This window comes from Erwinia endophytica (genome assembly GCF_009295515.1).
In the GTDB taxonomy this organism is placed as follows: domain Bacteria; phylum Pseudomonadota; class Gammaproteobacteria; order Enterobacterales; family Enterobacteriaceae; genus Erwinia; species Erwinia endophytica.
This window is the reverse complement of the sequence record NZ_RQVV01000057.1, coordinates 78471-100550: the sequence shown is the minus strand read 5'-3', so window position 1 is coordinate 100550 and position 22080 is coordinate 78471. Positions and strand designations below refer to the sequence as shown.

The 22080-nt window shown below is 53.0% G+C and carries 19 protein-coding genes; 8 read left to right on the top strand and 11 right to left on the bottom strand.

The annotated features are described in order from the left end of the window. Positions 1-26 precede the first annotated feature (26 nt). Positions 27-680: a bifunctional tRNA pseudouridine(32) synthase/23S rRNA pseudouridine(746) synthase RluA gene (rluA, locus tag EH228_RS17870; RefSeq protein WP_152322973.1), complete on the top strand. Its 654-nt coding sequence runs from the start codon at positions 27-29 to the stop codon at positions 678-680. Positions 681-719: 39 nt separating this feature from the next. On the opposite strand, the gene djlA is transcribed toward rluA, so the two are convergent. Further along, entirely contained in the window at positions 720-1547 is an 828-nt protein-coding gene (gene djlA / locus EH228_RS17865; RefSeq protein ID WP_152322972.1) for a co-chaperone DjlA, read from the bottom strand. 191 nt (positions 1548-1738) lie between these two features. On the opposite strand from djlA, the gene lptD reads away from it, so the two are divergent. The 6 genes from lptD to apaH are packed head-to-tail and all read left to right on the top strand — an operon-like array spanning position 1739 to position 8543. Further along, the gene (gene lptD, locus EH228_RS17860) at positions 1739-4141 is read left to right on the top strand and encodes an LPS assembly protein LptD (protein ID WP_152322971.1); all 2403 of its coding nucleotides are present in this window, start codon (positions 1739-1741) and stop codon (positions 4139-4141) included. Positions 4142-4186: 45 nt separating this feature from the next. Then, entirely contained in the window at positions 4187-5482 is a 1296-nt protein-coding gene (gene surA, locus EH228_RS17855) for a peptidylprolyl isomerase SurA (protein ID WP_152322970.1), read from the top strand. Then, positions 5472-6464 (top strand): 4-hydroxythreonine-4-phosphate dehydrogenase PdxA, encoded by a 993-nt coding sequence (pdxA, locus tag EH228_RS17850; RefSeq protein ID WP_152322969.1) that lies wholly within the window; start codon positions 5472-5474, stop codon positions 6462-6464. Before surA ends, pdxA begins: the two co-directional genes overlap by 11 nt. Beyond that, positions 6457-7269 (top strand): 16S rRNA (adenine(1518)-N(6)/adenine(1519)-N(6))-dimethyltransferase RsmA, encoded by an 813-nt coding sequence (rsmA, locus tag EH228_RS17845; RefSeq protein ID WP_152322968.1) that lies wholly within the window; start codon positions 6457-6459, stop codon positions 7267-7269. Before pdxA ends, rsmA begins: the two co-directional genes overlap by 8 nt. A 13-nt stretch (positions 7270-7282) precedes the next feature. Continuing rightward, positions 7283-7660 carry a Co2+/Mg2+ efflux protein ApaG gene (gene apaG / locus EH228_RS17840; RefSeq protein ID WP_152322967.1) on the top strand — a complete coding sequence of 126 codons (378 nt, stop codon included), beginning with the start codon at positions 7283-7285 and terminating at the stop codon, positions 7658-7660. Between the two features lie 52 nt (positions 7661-7712). Further along, the gene (gene apaH, locus EH228_RS17835; protein ID WP_152322966.1) at positions 7713-8543 is read left to right on the top strand and encodes a bis(5'-nucleosyl)-tetraphosphatase (symmetrical) ApaH; all 831 of its coding nucleotides are present in this window, start codon (positions 7713-7715) and stop codon (positions 8541-8543) included. A gap of 86 nt (positions 8544-8629) precedes the next feature. On the opposite strand, the gene folA is transcribed toward apaH, so the two are convergent. Further along, positions 8630-9115 (bottom strand): type 3 dihydrofolate reductase, encoded by a 486-nt coding sequence (folA, locus tag EH228_RS17830; protein WP_152322965.1) that lies wholly within the window; start codon positions 9113-9115, stop codon positions 8630-8632. Between the two features lie 192 nt (positions 9116-9307). Between folA and EH228_RS17825 the strand changes: the two genes are divergently transcribed. Then, positions 9308-9910 carry a LysE family translocator gene (locus tag EH228_RS17825; RefSeq protein ID WP_152322964.1) on the top strand — a complete coding sequence of 201 codons (603 nt, stop codon included), beginning with the start codon at positions 9308-9310 and terminating at the stop codon, positions 9908-9910. A gap of 87 nt (positions 9911-9997) precedes the next feature. Here EH228_RS17825 and EH228_RS17820 read toward each other — a convergent pair whose 3' ends face one another. The 9 genes from EH228_RS17820 to ileS form a co-directional block, all read right to left on the bottom strand. Continuing rightward, entirely contained in the window at positions 9998-10738 is a 741-nt protein-coding gene (locus EH228_RS17820) for an acid phosphatase (RefSeq protein WP_152322963.1), read from the bottom strand. Between the two features lie 173 nt (positions 10739-10911). Next, entirely contained in the window at positions 10912-14136 is a 3225-nt protein-coding gene (carB, locus tag EH228_RS17815; protein WP_152322962.1) for a carbamoyl-phosphate synthase large subunit, read from the bottom strand. 14 nt (positions 14137-14150) lie between these two features. Then, positions 14151-15299, bottom strand: coding sequence for a glutamine-hydrolyzing carbamoyl-phosphate synthase small subunit (gene carA / locus EH228_RS17810; RefSeq protein WP_152322961.1), 1149 nt, complete (start codon positions 15297-15299; stop codon positions 14151-14153). Positions 15300-15766: 467 nt separating this feature from the next. Then, a complete protein-coding gene (gene dapB, locus EH228_RS17805) occupies positions 15767-16588 on the bottom strand; it encodes a 4-hydroxy-tetrahydrodipicolinate reductase (protein WP_152322960.1) in 822 nt (273 codons plus the stop codon). A gap of 347 nt (positions 16589-16935) precedes the next feature. Continuing rightward, a complete protein-coding gene (locus EH228_RS20280) occupies positions 16936-17094 on the bottom strand; it encodes a hypothetical protein (RefSeq protein WP_193323379.1) in 159 nt (52 codons plus the stop codon). Between the two features lie 234 nt (positions 17095-17328). Next, positions 17329-18282, bottom strand: a complete 954-nt coding sequence (gene ispH, locus EH228_RS17800) for a 4-hydroxy-3-methylbut-2-enyl diphosphate reductase (protein WP_152322959.1) — start codon at positions 18280-18282, stop codon at positions 17329-17331. Beyond that, positions 18263-18733: an FKBP-type peptidyl-prolyl cis-trans isomerase gene (fkpB, locus tag EH228_RS17795; protein ID WP_152322958.1), complete on the bottom strand. Its 471-nt coding sequence runs from the start codon at positions 18731-18733 to the stop codon at positions 18263-18265. Before fkpB ends, ispH begins: the two co-directional genes overlap by 20 nt. A gap of 9 nt (positions 18734-18742) precedes the next feature. Beyond that, the gene (lspA, locus tag EH228_RS17790; protein ID WP_152322957.1) at positions 18743-19243 is read right to left on the bottom strand and encodes a signal peptidase II; all 501 of its coding nucleotides are present in this window, start codon (positions 19241-19243) and stop codon (positions 18743-18745) included. Beyond that, on the bottom strand, positions 19240-22056 hold the full coding sequence (gene ileS / locus EH228_RS17785) for an isoleucine--tRNA ligase (RefSeq protein WP_152322956.1): 2817 nt from the start codon (positions 22054-22056) through the stop codon (positions 19240-19242). Before ileS ends, lspA begins: the two co-directional genes overlap by 4 nt. Between the last annotated feature and the right edge of the window lie 24 nt (positions 22057-22080).

Here is a 22080-nt window from a genome sequence, read left to right as displayed (position 1 = left end):
TAGCGTCTCCCCTGACAGGCAAAAAGATGGAACCCTACAACCCACCACAGACCCCCTGGTTACATATTTTGTATCAGGATCAACATATTATCGTGGTCAACAAGCCCAGCGGCCTGCTGTCCGTACCCGGCCGCCTTGCTGAACACAAGGATAGTGTGATGACCCGTATTCAGCGTGATTTTCCCACGGCGGAATCGGTTCACCGACTGGATATGGCCACCAGCGGGGTCATGGTGGCGGCGCTGACCAAAGCGGCTGAGCGTGAGCTTAAGCGGCAGTTTCGTGAACGCGAGCCGAAGAAAACGTATGTGGCGCGCGTGTGGGGCCAGCCTGATAAGGAGAAAGGGGTTATCGATTTACCCCTGATTTGCGACTGGCCGAACCGACCGAAGCAGAAAGTGTGTTTTGAGAACGGAAAGGCGGCGCAAACAGAGTATGAGGTGCTGGAATATGAGGCGGGAAACAGCGCCCGTGTACAACTAACGCCGATCACAGGCCGTTCTCATCAGCTCAGGGTCCATCTGCTCGCGTTAGGACACCCGATCCTCGGCGATAACTTCTATGCCCATGAACAGGCCCGAGTCATGGCGCCACGCCTGTTGCTCCATGCCCAGACATTGACTATTACCCATCCGCAGTACCAGACGTCGATGACCTTCCGGCAACCAGCAGATTTTTGATGGTGATTCGTAACGGGCGGAATACATCCCGCCCGTCCACTATTTAAACCCCTTTTCACGCTTGATCAAATCGTAAGCGGCCTGAATTTCCTGTGCCTTCTGCTTGGCCATTTCCATCATCTGCGGCGGTAATCCTTTCGCCACCAACTTGTCCGGATGGTGTTCACTCATCAGTTTACGGTAGGCGCGTTTAATGGTGGCGGCATCATCGCTACTTTTCACCCCCAGTACGCTACAGGCATCCTCCAGCGTCGGCCCACGTTGTCGGGCATTGAAACCGCCTTGCGACCCCGAACCGCCCCAGGACTGGCTGCCGCCGCCAAATTGCTGGCCACCTTCCATCATGCGCAAGAACTGATCAAACTGCAGGCGGGAAATCCCTAACTCTTCAGCTATCACATACAGTACCTGGCGTTCATTCGGATGAAGCGAACCATCGGCGAAAGCGGCCTGGATCTGAATTTCCAGAAACATCCTAATCAGATCAAAGCGACCAAAGCAGGCGCTGCGTAATTCACGCAACTTAGTGCGCAACGGATAATCGCCCTCTTTTCCTTCACGAAAGGCGCGCTGGGCGGAGAGTCTGGCCTCACCGTGCAATTGCATGCGATCCATTAGCAGAGAAGCCATCTGAATATCCGCATCGGTCACACGACCTTTCGATTTGGTCAAATGCCCCATCACCTGAAAAGTGGTACGGAAAAACAGCGCCTGTCGGGTCTGTTGATTGGTAAAATAGCCCTGCCCCTGAACCGCTCGCGCTTTATCAATCAGGTGCCCAATCAGCAGGCCAAACGCTAATCCCCAAAAGCCGGTACCGCTTAATAAACCCAACACCAACCCAATTACTTTTCCCCAATAGCGCATATACTCCTCAATTCGCCATGCTGAAGGCTAAAAATTGCATTATCATACCTGTCATTTATCTCATAGCCTAACGGCAACGCGGTCAAACTGTCAGGAGTTACCCTACATTTTCATCCACTCAATTTGAAAGATGAAGGGTATAACACTAGCGCAACTCAGTTGAGTACGTTAGTCTCTGACCGTTTGTCGGCATGATGCCTGCTATCACGGAATTTTCGATACCGCGTATGAAAAAACGATTACCTACTTTGCTGGCCTCGCTTATCGGTTCAGCATTTTATAGCCAGCAAGGCCTGGCCGATGACCTGGCATCGCAATGCATGCTGGGGGTACCAAGCTACAACCGTCCTTTGGTGCAAGGAAAAAATACCAACGAATTGCCGGTAACGATTAACGCAGATAGCGCGAAAGGCACTTATCCTGATAATGCGGTTTTCACCGGCAATGTTGATATTATGCAAGGCAACAGTCGTCTACAGGCCGATGAAGTGCAACTGCACCAGAGGCAGCAGCCGGGACAAACCACGCCCGTGCGTACTGTCGACGCGCTAGGTAATGTGCACTATGACGACGATCAGGTCATCCTGAAAGGTCCGAAAGGCTGGTCGAACCTGAACACCAAAGACACCAACGTCTGGAACGGAACCTACCAAATGGTGGGACGTCAGGGACGTGGTAACGGCGATCAGATGAAACTGCGCGGAGACAATCGCTATACCATTCTGGAAAACGGCACCTTTACCTCTTGTTTGCCGGGTGATAACAGTTGGAGCGTGGCGGGGACCGAGGTCATCGAAGACCGCGAAGAGCAGGTGGCGGAAATCTGGAATGCCCGCTTTAGAATCGGCTCGGTTCCGGTGCTGTACAGTCCATATCTGCAACTGCCCATTGGCGACCGTCGCCGTTCCGGTTTCTTGATTCCCAATGCGAAATACGACAGTAAAAGCGGTTTTGAATTCATTCTGCCTTACTACTGGAATATCGCGCCGCAAGCCGATGCCACCATCACGCCACACTACATGAGTGAGCGTGGCTTGCAGTTGCAGAATGAATTCCGCTATCTGTCTAAAGCGGGAGCCGGTCTGATGGAGTTCGATTATCTGCCGTCAGATAATCAATATGCTAAAGATGCCCCCGCCCGTAATATTAACAGTGATAAAGATTCCGATCGCTGGTTGTTCTATTGGAGACATTCCGGGGTCTATGACCAGAACTGGCGTTTCAACGTCGACTATACCAAAGTCAGTGATGTCTATTACTTCACTGACCTTGATTCGCCCTATGCTAACTCAACCGATGGCTATGTAACGCAGAAATTCAGTATCGGCTATAGCGATACAAACTGGAATGCGACACTGTCAAGCAAACAGTTCCAAATTTTCTCTACCCAGAGCAATAACGACGTTTATCGCGCTGAGCCGCAATTTGATTTTAACTATTACCAGAACAATGTCGGACCATTCGACACCCATCTGTACGCACAGGCAGTGAGATTCACCAATGTTAACGACGAGTATCCGGATGCCACACGTCTGCATCTGGAACCGACGATTAATCTGCCGCTGTCTAACCGCTGGGGTAGCCTGAATACCGAAGCCAAATTGCTGGCGACGCACTACCAGCAGAGTAACATCGATTACTGGAACGAAAGCGTTGACACCACCAAAGTTAACCAGCTGAAAAGCAGCGTAAACCGGGTAATGCCACAGTTCAAAATTGATGGCAAGATGGTCTTTGATCGCGATATGGACTGGTCTCCGGGTTATACACAAACACTGGAACCGCGTTTACAGTATCTGTACCTCCCTTATCGCGATCAGAGTGATATTCGCGCTTACGACTCCACCTTGCTGCAGAACGACTATACCGGTCTGTTCCGTGACCGCACCTATAGCGGTCTGGATCGTATCGCTTCTGCTAACCAAATCACCAGCGGTATCACCACGCGAATATTTGATGATGATCGGGTTGAACGTTTTAATGCTTCTGTTGGTCAAATCTATTCGTTTACTCCATCCCGTACCGGGCTGGAGACCGCCGACTCTGACAATCGTGGCAGTATTGAGTGGGCCGGAGACACTTACTGGAAAATCAGCGATCACTGGAATGCGCGCGGTGGCGTGCAGTACGACACTCACCTTAACGAAATTTCACAAGGGAATGCGGTGCTGGAATACCGTCGTGATGCAGACCGCATGGTGCAGTTGAACTATCGCTACACCAGCCCGGAATACATCCAGCAGACGTTAAGTCAGATAACCAATCCAGGCTACCAGCAAGGGATCTCACAGGTAGGCGCGACGGCCAGTTGGCCGATTGCCGATTCCTGGGCGGTAGTGGGAGCGTGGTATTACGACACTAAAGCGAAACAACCGGCTGATCAATTGCTTGGCGTGCAGTACAGCTCCTGCTGTTATGCTATCCGCCTTGGATACGAACGTAAAATCACCAGTTGGGATAGCCTCAACAGTAAAAGTAATTACGACAATAGAATCTCATTCAACATTGAGCTTCGTGGCCTGAGTCCGTCTTACAGTCTGGGCACCGGTGAAATGCTGCGTCAGGGCATCTTGCCTTATCAGCGCTCTTTCTGATGTTGTGATAAAAATAGTAGGCAAACCCGCAAGAATGGAAAATGTATGAAGAACTGGAGAATGCTGATCCTTGGTGCCGCGCTGACAGCCAGCACCGCGTTTGCAGCCCCACAAGTAGTTGATAAAGTCGCCGCCGTAGTGAATAACGGCGTGGTCTTAGAAAGTGACGTCGACGGCATGATGCAATCGGTAAAAAGTCAGGCTCAGGAAGCGGGTCAGCAACTTCCTGACGATAAAACCCTGCGTCATCAGATAATCGAGCGTCTGGTGATGGATAACATTTTGCTGCAGATGGCTAAACAGGCTGGCATCCAGATTCAGGATGACCAGCTTGATCAGGCGATCAGTAATATTGCCCAACAAAACAAAATGACCGTCGATCAGTTGCGTAGCCGCCTGGCTTATGACGGCGTAAACTATGCCTCCTACCGCGAACAGATCCGTAAAGAAATGACGATTGCGGAAGTGCGTAACAACGAAGTTCGCCGTCGCATCACCATTCTGCCACAGGAAGTCGACTCTCTGTCGAAGCAAATTTCTTCTCAGAACGATGCGTCAACCGAGCTAAATCTGAGCCATATCCTGCTGCCTCTGCCGGAAAATCCGACCCAGCAACAGGTTGATGAACAAGAAAAATTAGCGAACCAACTGGTCAGTGAAGCGAAAAACGGCGCTGACTTCGGCAAGCTGGCGATCACCTACTCCGCAGACCCGCTGGCGCTGAAAGGCGGCACCATGGGATGGGGACGTATTCAGGAGTTGCCTTCCCTGTTCGCTCAGGCGCTGGTCACCGCTAAAAAAGGCGATATCATTGGTCCGATCCGTTCCGGCGTGGGCTTCCATATTCTGAAAGTCAACGATGTACGCGGCGATAATCAGAGCATCTCCGTCACTGAGGTGCATGCCCGTCACATTCTGCTGAGGCCGTCACCGGTGATGACCGACGATCAGGCACGTCAGAAACTGGAGCAGATTGCGGCAGACGTTAACAGCGGTAAAACCACCTTTGCCCAGGCGGCGAAGGATTTTTCACAGGACCCTGGCTCCGCTAATCAGGGCGGCGATCTGGGCTGGAGCTCTCCGGAAATCTTCGATCCCGCGTTTCGTGATGCCGTGTTGAAGCTGAAAAAAGGCCAGATGAGCGCGCCGGTTCACTCTTCCTTCGGCTGGCATCTGATCCAGTTGCTGGATACCCGACAGGTTGATAAAACTGATTCGGCGCAGAAAGAGCGGGCTTACCGTCTGCTGTTCAACCGTAAATTTGCTGAAGAAGCGCAGACCTGGATGCAAGAACAACGTGCCTCGGCCTACGTGAAAATTCTGGATGCCAATGCTCAGTAACCCGCGTGTGGTTTTAACCTGCGGCGAACCCGCTGGGATTGGTCCGGATGTCACCCTGCAACTGGCCCAGCGCGACTGGCCGGTTGAGCTGGTGGTGTGTGCCGACCCAGCGTTGCTGCGCCAGCGTGCAGCAACGCTGGGACTTCCCCTGACGTTGCGGGAATATCGCCCCGACGGTGCAGCACAGCCGCAAGCGGCAGGCACGTTGACCGTATTACCCATCGCCACCTCACAGCCGGTTAAAGCGGGTGAACTGTGTGTGGCAAACAGCCATTATGTACTGGAAACGCTGGCGAGAGCCTGTGACGGTTGTCTGAACGGTGAGTTTGCCGCGCTGATTACTGGTCCGGTGCACAAAGGGGTGATCAACGATGCCGGGATCCCGTTCAGCGGTCATACGGAATTTTTCGCCGAACGTGCCCATTGCTCACGCGTGGTGATGATGCTGGCGACAGAGGAACTGCGTGTTGCCCTGGCAACCACTCATCTGCCGCTGAAAGAGGTATCTGCCGCCATCACGCGCGAAAGCCTGCATGAAGTGATCAGCATCCTGCATGCCGATCTGCAAAGCAAATTCGGCCTTACCGCCCCCCATATCCTGGTGTGTGGTCTGAATCCTCATGCGGGCGAAGGCGGTCATATGGGACGGGAAGAGATTGATGTTATCATTCCCGCGCTGAATGAGTTACGCCAACGTGGTATGCAACTGACCGGCCCGTTGCCGGCGGACACCTTGTTTCAGCCCAAATATTTACAGCACGCCGATGCGGTTCTGGCCATGTACCACGACCAGGGGTTGCCGGTGCTAAAATATCAGGGATTTGGTCGTGCGGTAAATATCACCCTCGGCCTGCCCTTTATCCGTACGTCTGTTGACCATGGCACTGCTCTGGAGCTGGCAGGTCAGGGCAACGCCGATGCGGGCAGCTTTATTACGGCGCTTAACCTCGCCATCACCATGATCAAAGAAGTCAATGAATAATCGTGTCCACCAGGGCCACTTCGCCCGTAAACGTTTCGGACAGAACTTCCTTAACGACCCATACATTATCGACAGCATTGTCTCGGCTATTTACCCGCGGCCCGATGAGGCAATTGTTGAGATTGGTCCCGGTCTGGGTGCCTTAACCGAACCCGTGGGCGAGCGTCTGGACGCCATGACGGTTATCGAACTCGACCGTGATCTGGCCGCTCGTCTGCAGACCCACCCTTTTCTGGGATCCAAGCTGACCATTTACCAGCAGGATGCCATGACCTTTGACTTCGCCGCATTAGCCCAGGAAAAAGGCCAGCCCTTGCGCGTATTTGGTAACCTGCCGTACAACATCTCAACCCCGTTGATGTTCCATCTTTTCAGCTATACTGAGGCTATCCGTGACATGCATTTCATGTTGCAGAAAGAAGTGGTTAACCGTCTGGTTGCCGGCCCAGGTAGCAAAGCCTATGGTCGTCTAACGGTAATGGCGCAGTACTACTGCCAGGTGATCCCGGTACTGGAAGTACCGCCGGAATCGTTTACGCCAGCTCCTAAAGTAGACTCCGCCGTTGTGCGTCTGGTTCCCCATACCAACATTCCTCATCCGGTACAGGACATTCGCGCCCTCAGCAGGATAACCACAGAAGCCTTTGGTCAGCGTCGCAAAACGCTACGTAACAGTCTCGGTCATCTGTTCTCACCGGAGACGTTACAGGAGATGAATATCGATCCGATCTTGCGGGCAGAAAACATCTCCGTGGCACAATACTGCCAACTGGCCAACTGGCTGACTGCGCATCCCCAGCCGTAGGAGAGCGACTACCATGATCGATACACCCCGGATTTGTGTTCAGGTACAAAGTGCCTGGATTCCGTCGCAATCTGTTGCGGAAAAGGATCGTTATGTGTTCGCCTATACGATAACCATCCGTAATCTGGGGCGTACCACCGTGCAATTGCTGAGCCGTTACTGGTTGATAACCAACGGCAACGGTCATAAAACCGAAGTTCAGGGCGAGGGCGTGGTCGGAGAGCAACCGCATATCCAACCCGGCAGCGAGTTTCAGTACACCAGCGGCGCGGTACTCGAAACCCCAATGGGCACTATGCAAGGACATTTTACGATGATCGACAGCGAGGGGGAGACATTCCTGGCCGAGATCCCGGTATTCAGGCTGGCCGTCGCCAGCCATATCCACTAATTCATCCTCAGCGACTGACCCTGACAGCATCGCGATACAGGCCGGACGATTTATGAGTACTTATCTGATTGGCGACATTCACGGTTGCTACGATGAACTGCAATCTCTGTTAGCACAGGCTGATTTCAATCCTGTGCAGGATACGCTGTGGTTGACCGGCGATTTAGTCGCGCGTGGACCGGATTCGCTAGAAGTCCTGCGCTTTGTCCGTTCACTTGGCGATGCGGTGAGGATGGTGTTGGGTAACCACGATCTGCACCTGCTGGCGGTTTTTGCCGGGATCAGTCGCAACAAACCCAAAGATCGTTTGACGGCCCTGTTGCAAGCAGAAGACGCCGATCAACTGATCAACTGGCTGCGGCGCCAGCCACTACTACAGGTTGATGAAGAGAAAAAGTTGGTTATGGCGCACGCCGGGATTACCCCGCAGTGGGATCTGGCGACAGCACAAACCTGCGCTCAGGAAGTCGAAACGGTACTTGCCAGCGATACCTATCCGTTGTTTCTGGATGCCATGTACGGCGATATGCCAAATAACTGGACGCCGGAGCTGAGTGGCCTTGCGCGCCTGCGTTTCAGTACCAATGCGCTGACCAGGATGCGTTTTTGCTTCCCTAACGGCCAGTTGGATATGATTTGCAAAGATACGCCGGCGTTAGCCCCACCGCCGCTGAAACCGTGGTTTACCCTACCCGGCCCAGTCTCTCGCGACTACACCATTGTCTTTGGCCACTGGGCGGCGCTGGAAGGTAAAGGAACGCCGGAAGGCATTCTGGGGCTGGATACCGGCTGCTGCTGGGGAGGCTCGTTGACGATGTTGCGCTGGGAAGATAAAGCGTGGTTTGTTCAGCCCTCGAACCGGACGCAGAGTGTGGAAGTGTAAAAACCCGCGCGGAACATTCCGCGCAGGTGGGAGGATAACCCGCATCGGTGTAGCACTCCGCTCAGGATGCGGGTTATCATCAATAGTTATGCCCGACGACGATCGAGGATTTCCCAGCAGCAACTGTGGCTATTGTGCTCATCCGCATCGTGGAACTCGCTAAACGTCGACTGCCATTCGTCTGGTTCATAGTCCGGGAACGTGGTATCACCTTCCACTTCTGCATCAATATGGGTCAGATAAAGCCGGTCCGCCCGCGGCAACAGTTGTTCATAGATACGGCCACCGCCGATCACCATGATCTCTTCAGCCTCTCCCGCCGCACGGAGAGCGTCGTCAATTGAACTCACCCAGGTTACCCCTGCCGCCGTCCCTTTCTGACGACTAATGACAATATTCAAACGTCCCGGCAACGGACGACCAATCGATTCAAAGGTACGACGCCCCATGACGACGGGCTTGTCCAGCGTTTGACGTTTGAACCAGGCCAGATCGGCTGGCAGGTGCCAGGGCATGGCATTTTCCATCCCAATAATGCGATCGGCCGCCATGGCCGCAATAAGGCTTATCATCTGAAATACTCAACAGGGTACAAAATTGGCGACATCATACGGAAAGGTGAAAGTTTCGTCGATAGCAAAGCGCCAGGAAATGCGTAAAGGTTCTTAAAGAGCGTATTGGCATGTTATTTACCGATGCACCGCGCTAAAATAAACGCGATTTCTGACACCCATTGCGCTTTTTTAATCGTTACCGAGAATACCATGGTAGAAACCAGTTTATTCGTTGCCACTATCGCGATGCTGGGGATGCTTTCACCCGGCCCCGACTTTTTCTTGATCATCAAAAATGCGTCGCGTTATCGCCGTAGTGCGGCACTGATGACCACCCTGGGAGTAAACTGCGCCGTGGCGACCCACATGACCTACTGTGTGGCGGGTCTGGCCGTGGTTATCACCACCACTCCCTGGCTGTTTATGCTGCTGAAATATGCCGGTGCGGCCTGGTTAATCTATCTCGGTATACAGGCGCTGTTTTCCCATAACAACAGTAAAATGAATCTGAGCAATATCACGCCAGAATCAACCTCGCTGAAAACAGCTTTTCTGCAAGGTTACTTGTGTAATCTGCTGAATCCGAAAGCAACGTTATTTTTCCTGGCGATGTTTACTCAGGTACTGAACGTTAATTCCAGCCTGGATGAAAAGGGGATTATCCTGACGCTCTCATCCCTGTGGTGGCCTCTGCTGGTCTTGCTGATCCAGTGTGCGCCGGTGCGTCGCGGGCTGGCGAAAGCGCAGAAGTGGCTCGACAAACTACTCGGCGGCGTGCTGATCGCTCTGGGGATCAAAGTCGTCCTTTCCTGACGGTTTCCCATCCCGGCTTCTGAACCGGGATGAGGTGTCCTATCGCTCTCACCGGCCAGACAACAACCTGAAAGCCACAGCGATCACTTATGACGCCACAACAGGCAGGTGTTTAAATTCCTCTTTCGCTTTCTGCAATTGTTGCGCGAAACCGTCATCGGCATGCAATCGCGCCACAATAGCGGCACCGACAATCCGCGCTGCCGTCACATCGCTCTGCCAGTGATAGCCACAAATCACCCGGCTTTGCCCCAGATCGTAACCCCGTTTGAGGATGATATCTTGTCGGGTCGGATTGATTTCCGCCAGCACCAGCGCTGTCGCCCACCCTATGGTGGTGTGACCGGAAGGATAAGAGCCATTTTTGGACAGCTTACCCTCATCATCGGCGCGGCAGGTTGGCTCATGGTAATAAGCGAAGGGACGGATACGCATATAATGTTGCTTGGCACTGCGGGTCGCGAGATCGCCCGCATCCTCACGCATTTTAACCACCAGACGATAAATTTCCGGCGTGGTTCCCGGGCTGATGGTATGACCAAAAGCAGCGGAAAACGCCTCTGCCACACCGTTACCCTCGACATACGCATCCCGCCATGCCTGCTTACCACGCGGCGTATCCCGCAGTAATTTAGCAGCTTCATACTGGGCTTTGTCATTGAGAAAATCGATACTGTCTCCCGCCGGTGGCGGTGGCAGTAAGGCCTGGCTGTCAACAGACTGTGATTCCTTCAGGAAAAAAACATCTGGGTTAGTCGTAACATCCATAGTGGCAAAAGCCGGACACATCACCGCCCAGGTCAGCGTGGCCAGTAAGACTTGTTTCATTTATTCAATCCCTTTAATTTCTGCATGATGCGCAAGACACTTTACGCCCAGCAATAATAAAGGATTAGCGACTGATACGCTGTTGCTAAGCTCACAAATTCAACAGCGGATAACACGGGGCATGTCAGTAATAACAAAATCCCCGCCGAAGCGGGGAGGATCTCACGACTAAACTAACCGTTAATCTGCGCATGCATTTCCTGTACGGAAATCACCTTATCGGTCGGATCGGCATTCAGCGACATCGTGGTGGCGAAACCGCCGTTCAGCGTGGTGTCATAATGCACTTTATACTGCAACGCACTGCGGCGAATCGCCCGGGAATCTTCAATCGCCTGACGCCCAGCGGTGGTGTTAACAATATAGGCATATTCACCGTTCTTCAGACGATCCTGAATGTGTGGACGACCTTCATGCACCTTATTGACCAGACGTGGGTTAATCCCCGCTTCGCCCAGGACCACCGCGGTACCATGAGTGGCATCCAACTCAAAACCGAATTTCTGTAGTTTCGCCGCCAGATCCACGATGCGTTTCTTGTCGCCGTCACGGACTGACAACAACGCCCGCCCCGTTTTCTTCATGTTGCTCTGCGCACCCAGCATCGCCTTGGCAAAGGCTTCAGCGAAGTTGCGTCCCACCCCCATAACTTCCCCGGTAGAACGCATTTCAGGCCCAAGGATCGGGTCGACGCCCTGGAATTTATTGAACGGTAGAACCACTTCCTTCACCGAGTAGTACGGTGGAATAACTTCCACGGTCACGCCCTGCTCAGCCAGCGTTTTACCGGTCATAACCCGGGCAGCCACTTTAGCCAACGGTACGCCCGTCGCTTTAGAGACGAAAGGTACGGTACGCGCGGCTCGTGGATTGACTTCAATCAGGTACACTTCGTTATCTTTTACCGCGAACTGCACATTCATCAGGCCACGTACGCAAAGTTCAAAGGCCAGCTTCTCAACCTGATGACGCATCACGTTCTGGATCTCTTTGCTCAGGGTATAGGCAGGCAGAGAACAGGCGGAATCACCTGAGTGTACGCCAGCCTGCTCAATATGCTCCATGATGCCGCCAATCAACACACGCTCGCCATCGCAGATAGCATCGACATCCACTTCCACCGCATCATCCAGGAAACGATCCAGCAGCACCGGGGCATCGTTAGAAACGGACACCGCGGTCTGAAAATAACGCTTCAGGTCGATTTCATCATAAACGATTTCCATGGCACGGCCGCCCAGCACATACGAAGGACGTACCACCAGCGGGTAGCCAATGCTCGCCGCCCGCTCAACGGCCTGCTCCAACGCGGTAACCGTGGCATTGGCCGGTTGTTTCAGGCCCAGGCGCTCCACCGCCTGCTGGAACCGCTCACGGTCTTCCGCACGGTCAATCGCATCCGGGCTGGTACCGATAATCGGCACCCCCGCCGCTTCCAGTTCACGGGCCAGTTTCAGCGGAGTTTGACCGCCGTACTGCACGATGACCCCCCTGGGCTGCTCAATGCGGACAATTTCCAACACGTCTTCCAGGGTTACCGGTTCGAAGTACAGGCGGTCAGAGGTATCGTAGTCAGTCGATACCGTTTCAGGGTTACAGTTGACCATAATGGTCTCATACCCATCTTCACGCAGCGCCAGCGACGCATGCACACAGCAGTAGTCAAACTCGATACCCTGGCCAATACGGTTCGGACCACCGCCCAGCACCATGATTTTTTCACGATCATGATGCGGATTAGCTTCGCACTCTTCTTCATACGTTGAGTACATGTAAGCCGTGTCAGTGGAGAACTCCGCCGCACAGGTATCCACACGTTTGTAAACCGGATGAAGATTATACTGCTCACGCCGCTTACGCACTTCAGACTCGGCCACACCGGCCAGTACCGCCAGGCGCGCATCGGCAAAACCTTTACGCTTAAGCGTACGCAGAAAGTCAGCCGTCAGGCCGTTCACACCTTCACGGGCGACCTGCTCTTCCAGCTCAACCAGCTCTTCAATCTGCACCAGGAACCAGCGGTCGATATTGGTCAGGGTGAACACCTCGTCGACTGACATCCCCGCGCGGAACGCATCGGCCACATACCAGATCCGATCAGAACCCGCATCCTTCAGCTCACGACGGATGGTGGTCAGCGCCTGGGCATCATGCAGATCGACTTTCGGGTCGAAACCATGTACCCCCACCTCCAGACCACGTAACGCTTTTTGCATTGATTCCTGCAATGTGCGGCCAATGGCCATGACCTCGCCGACCGATTTCATCTGCGTGGTCAGACGGTCGTTGGCGCCGGCGAATTTCTCAAAGTTGAAGCGTGGGATCTTGGTAACCACATAGTCGATAGAAGGCTCGAACGACGCCGGAGTACGGCCCCCGGTGATATCGTTCATCAACTCATCAAGCGTGTACCCCACCGCCAGCTTGGCGGCGATTTTAGCAATCGGGAAACCAGTCGCTTTTGACGCCAGCGCGGAAGAACGGGAAACACGAGGATTCATCTCGATGATTATCAGGCGGCCATTCTGCGGATTAACCGCGAATTGCACATTAGACCCGCCCGTTTCCACGCCGATTTCACGCAGGACCGCCATCGAGGCATTACGCATTACCTGGTATTCTTTGTCGGTCAGGGTCTGCGCAGGCGCCACGGTAATGGAGTCTCCGGTATGGATCCCCATAGCATCGACGTTTTCAATAGAGCAGACAATGATGCAGTTGTCGTTTTTGTCACGCACCACTTCCATTTCATACTCTTTCCAGCCGATCAGCGATTCATCAATCAGCAGCTCGTTGGTAGGCGACAGATCCAGCCCTCGTTCACAAATCTCTTCAAACTCTTCACGGTTATAAGCGATGCCGCCCCCCGTCCCGCCCATGGTGAAGGACGGACGGATGATGCATGGGAACCCCACCTCTTCAGCGACTTTCAGCGCGTCTTCCATGCTGTGTGCGATACCGGAACGCGCGGTTTCCAGACCGATTTTTTTCATCGCCACATCGAAACGGCGGCGGTCTTCGGCCTTATCAATCGCATCCGCAGTGGCGCCAATCATGGTGACGCCGAACTCAGCCAGCACGCCCTGCCGTTCCAGTTCCAACGCACAATTTAGCGCCGTCTGGCCGCCCATGGTGGGCAGTACGGCGTCAGGACGCTCTTTCTCAATAATTTTGCGTACCACTTCCCAGTGAATCGGCTCAATATAGGTCGCATCGGCCATATCGGGATCGGTCATGATGGTGGCCGGGTTGGAGTTAACCAAAATAACGCGGTAGCCTTCTTCACGCAGCGCCTTGCAAGCCTGGGCGCCAGAGTAATCAAATTCACAGGCCTGGCCGATGACTATCGGACCAGCGCCAAGGATCAGGATACTTTTTATGTCGGTACGTTTTGGCATGGTCTCGCTCCTGATTATTTTGCAGTAGAACGGTAGGCTTCGATCAACTCGATAAAGTGATCGAATAACGGTGCCGCATCGTGCGGTCCCGGGCTGGCTTCAGGGTGCCCCTGGAAGCTGAACGCGGCTTTATCAGTACGATGGATACCTTGCACCGTCTGGTCAAACAGCGAGATATGCGTTACCCGCAGGTTGTCCGGTAAATGACTGCCATCGACGGCAAAACCATGGTTTTGCGCGGTGATCATCACGGTATTGTTATCCAGATCTTTCACCGGATGGTTACCACCGTGGTGTCCCAATTTCATCTTGACGGTTTTCGCCCCGCTGGCCAGCGCCAGCAATTGATGCCCCAGGCAGATGCCGAATACTGGCACGTCGGTTTCAAGAAAGCGCTTAATCGCCGCTATCGCGTAGTCGCAGGGCTCCGGATCACCCGGTCCGTTGGAGAGAAAGATACCGTCCGGATTCATTTTCAGTATCTCTTCCGCTGGCGTTTGCGCCGGAACGACGGTCAGGCGGCAACCACGATCAACCAGCATACGCAGGATGTTGCGCTTCACGCCGTAATCACAAGCGACCACATGAAAAGGCAATTGCTGCTCTTTCTTTGCGGTCGGCAATCCGCCAGCCAGCGTCCAGCTACCTTGCAGCCAGTGGTAGGTTTCAGCGGTAGTCACTTCTTTTGCCAGATCCATGCCTTTCAGACCCGGGAACACTTGTGCTTTCTGCAATGCCAGTGCGGCGTCCGGCGCATCACCAGCAATAATGCAACCGTTCTGAGCCCCTTTTTCACGTAGCAGACGAGTCAACTTACGTGTATCGATATCGGCAATAGCGACAATGTTGTGGCGTTTCAGGTAAGCAGACAAGCCTTCTTCATGACGGAAATTGCTGGCTATCAGCGGCAGGTCACGAATAACCAGCCCTTGAGCATGTACCTGAGAAGATTCATCGTCAGCGGAGTTGGTGCCGACATTGCCGATATGGGGATAAGTAAGAGTAACGATTTGGCGGGAATAGGAAGGATCAGTGAGGATTTCTTGATAACCGGTCATTGAAGTATTGAAAACCACTTCTCCCACTGCCGATCCTGTCGCCCCGATGGCCCGACCGTGGAATTGGGTTCCGTCTTCCAGAACCAATAGCGCTGACTTAATCAAAACATCCTCCAGGGAATAAACAGTCACATTATTTGCATATTAATTCATATTAAAGCCTTAAATCAATGCAAAAACCGCCTGACTGCTCGATTTTTGGCAAATTGCGCGCATTCTAATGATCGCCTCAGTTATTGTCTACCCTGCATCATGGTTTTCCTTATATTTTCACTGCATTGAGCGGTAATTAGGATGATTCACGCTAAAAACAACAACCTTCCTGGTCATTTAACCGGTTGCTTTGATCACCATGCATAAACAGGGAGTCTGACAGGGGGAAAAGTGGACCAAATGGTCAAAAACAGCATTTTTAATGGTTAAAAAACAATAAAAAAAATCACAAATATCAGTTTAATAGTAAAAACACAAACTAAGCATTAAAAACAAAAAACAAAATGGGCAACATAAATATTGCCCTTTAAAATCAATTCACTAAAAAACAAACCATCACAAAATCAGGACAAATAAAATTATAAATTATCGAGATCAAGCACATTTCTCATGTCATAAAGGCCTTCTTTACGTGAACTTAACCACATTGCTGCCTTTATTGCCCCTTTTGCGAAAGTCATACGACTTGAGGCTTTGTGGCTAATCTCTACACGTTCACCTGTATCCGCAAACATCGCCGTGTGCTCACCAACAATATCGCCAGCCCGAACAGTAGCAAAACCTATAGATTGTGCTTTACGTTCACCTGTGTGACCTTCACGGGCGTATACCGCGTGCTGGTTTAAATCCCAGTCCATCGCATCAGCAATCGCTTCTCCCATTGCCAGGGCGGTGCCGGAAGGCGCATCCACTTTATGTCGGTGATGAGCTTCAATAATCTCAATATCAGCATAGTCCCCCATCACTTTGGCGGCTTTTTCCAGCAACTTCAGGACCAGGTTGACCCCCACACTGAAGTTAGCCGCAAACACGATGCCAATCTCTTCAGCCGCGGTTTTAATCGCCGCTTTACCCGCTTGATCAAAACCTGTGGTGCCAATCACCATCGCCTTATGGTGCTGACGGCAGATAGCCAGATAGCCCAGCGTCCCTTCCGGACGGGTGAAATCAATCAGCACGTCAAAATCATCCATCACGGCGGCAAGATTATCGCCAAGCTTAACGCCCAGCGGACCGGTTCCCGCCAATTCTCCCGCATCCACCCCCACCAAAGAGGATCCCCCACGAACCAGCGCGGCACCCAGACTCACCCCTTCCGTCTGCTGGGTAGCCTGGATCAACTGACGCCCCATGCGTCCGTCGGCGCCAACGATAGCAAGGCGGATTTGTGCATCTTTCATAATGAATCCTTTAAGTCTGTGCATGCAAAACGCAGTCAGGTTAACCACGCGTTAAATCGTGCGCCACCATAAAAATGAGTAATAAGAATTTTATGCCATGCGCAATGGATTATCAGTAAAACAAATTCAGCCGCAGAGCGTCAGACCAGGACGTACGCAGTTAGCGGGATGTCGCCATGCATCGCTACCGTGATTGACTCGGAGAAGAAGATAATTGTGGGGAATTGTCCCCACAAGACGGTGCCCGCCAGACCAGAAGGGCCGCAATACCCACGATTATCGCCGGGCAGATAAATCAGGCCGCAACCGTGATCCTGGTTTGCACCGCACCGCTGAGCAAACCAGGATCACACCGGAAGGGCAATACCGACAATCATCGTGGCCCCGGAAAGCGCCGTGCCGACAATGCCTAAAACCATAGCGACAAAGGCTAACCCCAGCGTTGGGACGCGCCGAGGATCGCGCCGCCGACAATCACCGGGACAGACACCAACAGGCCCAGTCATCCAACGACCAACAGCCCTCCTGCACCACTTACAGATTGAATTTCTACTAAAGTCAGATCTCTCATCATTAACGCCTTTTAAGATATGAAACCATCCATCGTATTAACTATGAAAACAAAACAGTCAATATGTAGAAAAATCATACAAACAGTGTGGCGATGAAAATATAATCATAAAGCTATTTTAATGAATCAGGAAGATATCAACCACAGCCATTCCGCCGTTGACCCGCTATCAGTTGACCATTTTAACGTCAACGCGTAGCTCTTTGGGCACTTCGAAGACAATATTCTCTTCACGACCCATCAGCTCGACAGCTATGTCTCCCCCCAAATCACGCAGGCGCTGGATCACTTCCTGCACCAGGACATCAGGGGCGGAAGCGCCCGCCGTTACACCAACACAGCTGATCCCCTTGATCCATTCTTCCCGAATATCATCAGCAGAGTCGATCAACCGCGCCAGTTTGCCCGCTCGCTGCGCCAGTTCCGCTAAACGGTTGGAGTTGGATGAGTTACGGGACCCCACCACCAGCACTACATCAGCCTCTTTTGCCAACGTACGCACCGCTTCCTGACGATTGGTAGTGGCGTAGCAGATATCATCTTTACGTGGTCCGACGATCTTCGGAAAACGCTCGCGCAGGGCATCAATCACGGCGGAAGTATCATCCACCGAAAGGGTGGTCTGCGTCATAAAACACAGGTTTTGTTCATCCTTCACCTGTAATTTATAAACGTCTGCCGGTGATTCAACCAGGTACATGCCCCCTTGTGGGTTACTGTACTGGCCCATAGTGCCTTCCACTTCCGGGTGGCCGGCATGACCGATGAGAATCGCCTCTGTTCCTTTGCGACTGGCGCGCGCGACTTCCATATGTACTTTGGTGACCAGTGGACAGGTCGCATCAAACAGCATTGTCAGATTGCGAGCCCGGGCTTCAGCACGTACTGCCTGAGAAACACCATGAGCGGAGAAAATCAGGATCGAATCGTCCGGCACTTCGTCAATCTCTTCGATAAAGACCGCCCCCCGTTCACGCAGAGTGTTAACGACATACCGGTTATGTACCACTTCATGACGCACGTAGATCGGCGCACCGTACATTTCCAGCGCCCGTTCCACGATGCTGATGGCGCGATCGACTCCCGCACAAAAACCACGGGGATTAGCCAACAGGATTTGCATTCGTCGCCTCCCGTGCCGGATCTATCTCCAGCACTTCAACATCAAAGTGGATAACTTGCCCAGCCAGAGGATGGTTAAAATCTACGGTAATCGAATCACCGGAGATTTCACGGATCACCCCCGGCATCTCATTACCATCCATCCCACTGAACAACATGATCGTCCCGATTTCCGGTTCTCCCGCCTGGATAAAGTCCCGGCGAGAGAAATACTGAATCAGATCCGGACTGGACGCCCCGAAAGCCGCTTCCGGCTGCAGTGAAAAGGCTTTTTTATCGCCCACCTTCAGCCCCAGCAACTCGGCCTCCAGTCCTGGCGACAGGCTACCATCGCCCAGGTTGAACAGCGCTGGCTTGCCATGGCTACGCGTGGATTCCGCCGTTGAACCATCCGCAAGTTTCAAGGTGAAATGCACCAGCACCGCGCTGTCTCGCTGTACAGAATCAGTCATGCCCTGCCCTTAACTTTTAGCGTGTTTGCCTGCCGGACTGAGAAAACCCTCCAGCACAATCAGCGCAGCACCGATACAGATAGCGCAGTCAGCAACATTAAAGGTAGCAAAGTGCCAGTCGCCAACATAGAAGTCGATAAAATCGACCACAAAACCGTGATAAGCCCGATCAAACAAGTTACCCAACGCACCGCCAATGATCAGCGCGTAAGCAATGTTATTCAACTTCTTGCTGGCCTCGGTGCGATACATCATCACCACCAGCGCGATGACAATTGCCACCGCAATGCCGGCAAAAAACCAGCGCTGCCAGCCCCCTTTATCCGCCAGGAAGCTGAAAGCTGCACCGTAGTTATGCGCATAGAAGAAGTTGAAAAACGGCATCACGGCCATCGACTCATGCAACATCAGCGTATTCATTATCCACTGCTTGCTGGCAAAATCGATGGCGATCACCACCAGCACCAGCCATAGCCAGCGCAATCCGGTTGAAAGAACAGGCTTCATCATGCGAATTTACGCTGTTCACCAGCCCCGGCAATGTTAGTGACACAACGGCCACAAATCTCCGGATGTTCTGCACTCTGACCGATATCCGTAGTGTAATGCCAGCAGCGTGGACATTTATCGCCTTCTGCCTGGTGCAGCGCAATTTTCAGACCTTTCAGCAATTCGCTCTGCTGAGCGTCTGCCGTTGCCTGGGCGTAATCCGCCACCTGAGCGCCAGAGGTCAGCAGGACAAAACGCAGTTCATCACCCAGACTGGTCAATTTTTCAGCCAGCGACGCATCAGCATACAATGTCACCGCCGCCTCCAAAGCCCCGCCCACGCGTTTGTCAGCACGAGCCTGTTCGATAACTTTGTTTACTTCGCCACGGACTTTCAGCAACTCGTCCCAATAGCTGTCGTTCATCGGCTCGTTTTCTGCCAGACCGAACAACCCGCCGAACCACTCTTCAGTGAAGACATACTTTTCACGCTTACCCGGCAGTTCATTCCAGATTTCATCGGCGGTGAACGAGATAATCGGCGCCATCCAACGCACCAGCGCTTCAGCAATAAAATACAACGCGGTCTGGCAGCTACGGCGCGCCAGGCCATCAGCCTTCGCGGTGTACTGGCGGTCTTTAATGATGTCCAGATAAAACGAGCCCATCTCAACTGAGCAGAACTGCATCAGGCGCTGGACGACTTCATGGAAGTCATAACTGGCGTAAGAGGCGATAATAGCGTCCTGCGCGGCCCGGGCCCGCCCGACAGCCCAGCGATCCAGCACCACCATTTCTTCCGGCTTAACAATATCCGTTTCAGGATTAAAGCCATTCAGGTTGGCCAGCAGGAAGCGGGCGGTGTTACGGATACGGCGATAGGCGTCGGCAGACCGCTTGAGGATCTCGTCAGAAACCGCCATTTCGCCGGAATAGTCGGTTGACGCCACCCACAGACGCAGGATGTCGCCCCCCAGCTTATCCATCACCTCTTGTGGTGAAACGGTGTTGCCGATTGACTTCGACATTTTGCGACCCTGGCCATCGACGGTGAAGCCATGTGTCAGTACCTGACGGTAAGGAGCGTTGCCCTTCATCGCTGTCGAAATCATTAATGAAGACATAAACCAGCCACGGTGCTGGTCCGAACCTTCCAGGTACATATCCGGCGTATGCCCTTCAAATTCCGGGCGTACATCCACCACTGAGTAGCTGGTTGATCCTGAGTCGAACCACACATCCAGGGTATCCGGCACTTTAACGTAGTTTTCGGCATCGGCTCCCATCAGATCTTTCACCTCCAGATCCCACCATGCCTGGATGCCGTCCTGCTCCACGCGCTGCGCGACTTTTTCCATCAACGCTAACGTATCCGGGTGCAATTGCTCGGTTTCTTTATGCACGAACAACGCCATCGGCACGCCCCAGGTACGCTGACGCGAGATGCACCAGTCTGGACGGTTAGTCACCATGGATTCGATCCGCGCCTGCCCCCAATCCGGGATCCACTGCACGCCTTTAATCTCTTTCAATGACTGCTCGCGCAGACCTTTCTGATCCATGCTGATGAACCACTGTGGCGTCGCGCGGAAGATGATTGGCGTTTTGTGACGCCAGCAGTGAGGGTAGCTGTGCAACAGTTTTTCCACATGCAGCAACGCGCCTTTTTCACGCAGCAGCGCCACAACCATGTCGTTGGCTTTAAATACGTTTACGCCATCCAGCGTTGGGTAAGTCCCCGACAGATAGTTACCATCAGGCCCAACCGGATTCGCCGCTTCAATGCCATATTTTTGGCAAATCACATAGTCATCCGGACCATGGGCGGGAGCGGTATGTACAGCCCCCGTACCGGCATCCAACGTTACGTGCTCGCCCAGAACCACCGGCGAGGTTAAATCGAGGAATGGATGCTGGAATCCCATCAGCTCAAGGTCGGCCCCTTTCGCCTCACCCAGTATCCGCCAGTCGGTAATACCGGTGCGTTTCATCACGCTGTCGACCAGATCTTTCGCCAGGATCAGCGCACGCCCTTCAATCTGCACCAGTTGATAATCGAACTCCGGGTGCAAAGAGATGGCGCGGTTAGCCGGCATAGTCCATGGCGTAGTGGTCCAGATAACCATGGAGACAGGGCCGTCAACACTGCCAGCGCCAAATTTGGCCTGTACCGCATCCTGATCAACAGCATTAAACATCACGTCGATGGACAGCGAAGCCTTGTCGTCATACTCCACCTCCGCTTCCGCCAGCGCTGAACGGCAATCCAGACACCAGTGCACCGGTTTCGCGCCTTTGTGCAGATGACCATTACCGATGATTTTACCCAGCGCACGGATAATGTTGGCTTCAGTTTTGAAGTCCATCGTCAGATACGGATGCTCCCAGTCGCCCAGCACCCCCAGACGGATAAAGTCTTTCTTCTGACCTTCAACCTGCTTAGCCGCGTACTGACGGCACGCTTCACGAAACTCAGCCGCCGTCACTTTCTCGCCAGGCTTACCAATCATCTGCTCAACTTTGTGCTCAATGGGCAAGCCATGGCAGTCCCAGCCTGGCACATAAGGTGAATCGAAACCTGCCAGCCCTTTGGACTTAACAATAATATCTTTCAGAATCTTGTTAACGGAGTGACCAATATGAATACTGCCGTTGGCGTAGGGAGGGCCATCATGCAGGATAAAGATTTTTTTCCCTTTTTTGGCTGCGCGGATAATGCCGTACAGATTGTCTGCATACCAGCGTTGCAACATTCCCGGCTCGCGTTTGGCCAAATCGCCACGCATCGGGAACCCCGTTTCCGGCAAGTTCAGGGTGGATTTATAGTCACTCATCAGCTTCTCGATTCCGTATTTCGA

Coding starts and splice junctions, on each gene's coding strand:
- surA (WP_152322970.1), top strand. CDS start 4,187: ATGAAGAACTGGAGAATGCTGATCCTTGGTGCCGCGCTGACAGCCAGC.
- EH228_RS17825 (WP_152322964.1), top strand. CDS start 9,308: ATGGTAGAAACCAGTTTATTCGTTGCCACTATCGCGATGCTGGGGATG.
- carB (WP_152322962.1), bottom strand. CDS start 14,136: ATGCCAAAACGTACCGACATAAAAAGTATCCTGATCCTTGGCGCTGGT.
- djlA (WP_152322972.1), bottom strand. CDS start 1,547: ATGCGCTATTGGGGAAAAGTAATTGGGTTGGTGTTGGGTTTATTAAGC.
- ileS (WP_152322956.1), bottom strand. CDS start 22,056: ATGAGTGACTATAAATCCACCCTGAACTTGCCGGAAACGGGGTTCCCG.
- lptD (WP_152322971.1), top strand. CDS start 1,739: ATGATGCCTGCTATCACGGAATTTTCGATACCGCGTATGAAAAAACGA.
- apaH (WP_152322966.1), top strand. CDS start 7,713: ATGAGTACTTATCTGATTGGCGACATTCACGGTTGCTACGATGAACTG.
- apaG (WP_152322967.1), top strand. CDS start 7,283: ATGATCGATACACCCCGGATTTGTGTTCAGGTACAAAGTGCCTGGATT.
- EH228_RS17820 (WP_152322963.1), bottom strand. CDS start 10,738: ATGAAACAAGTCTTACTGGCCACGCTGACCTGGGCGGTGATGTGTCCG.
- EH228_RS20280 (WP_193323379.1), bottom strand. CDS start 17,094: ATGACTGGGCCTGTTGGTGTCTGTCCCGGTGATTGTCGGCGGCGCGAT.
- rsmA (WP_152322968.1), top strand. CDS start 6,457: ATGAATAATCGTGTCCACCAGGGCCACTTCGCCCGTAAACGTTTCGGA.
- ispH (WP_152322959.1), bottom strand. CDS start 18,282: ATGCAAATCCTGTTGGCTAATCCCCGTGGTTTTTGTGCGGGAGTCGAT.
- fkpB (WP_152322958.1), bottom strand. CDS start 18,733: ATGACTGATTCTGTACAGCGAGACAGCGCGGTGCTGGTGCATTTCACC.
- dapB (WP_152322960.1), bottom strand. CDS start 16,588: ATGAAAGATGCACAAATCCGCCTTGCTATCGTTGGCGCCGACGGACGC.
- rluA (WP_152322973.1), top strand. CDS start 27: ATGGAACCCTACAACCCACCACAGACCCCCTGGTTACATATTTTGTAT.
- folA (WP_152322965.1), bottom strand. CDS start 9,115: ATGATAAGCCTTATTGCGGCCATGGCGGCCGATCGCATTATTGGGATG.
- lspA (WP_152322957.1), bottom strand. CDS start 19,243: ATGATGAAGCCTGTTCTTTCAACCGGATTGCGCTGGCTATGGCTGGTG.
- pdxA (WP_152322969.1), top strand. CDS start 5,472: ATGCTCAGTAACCCGCGTGTGGTTTTAACCTGCGGCGAACCCGCTGGG.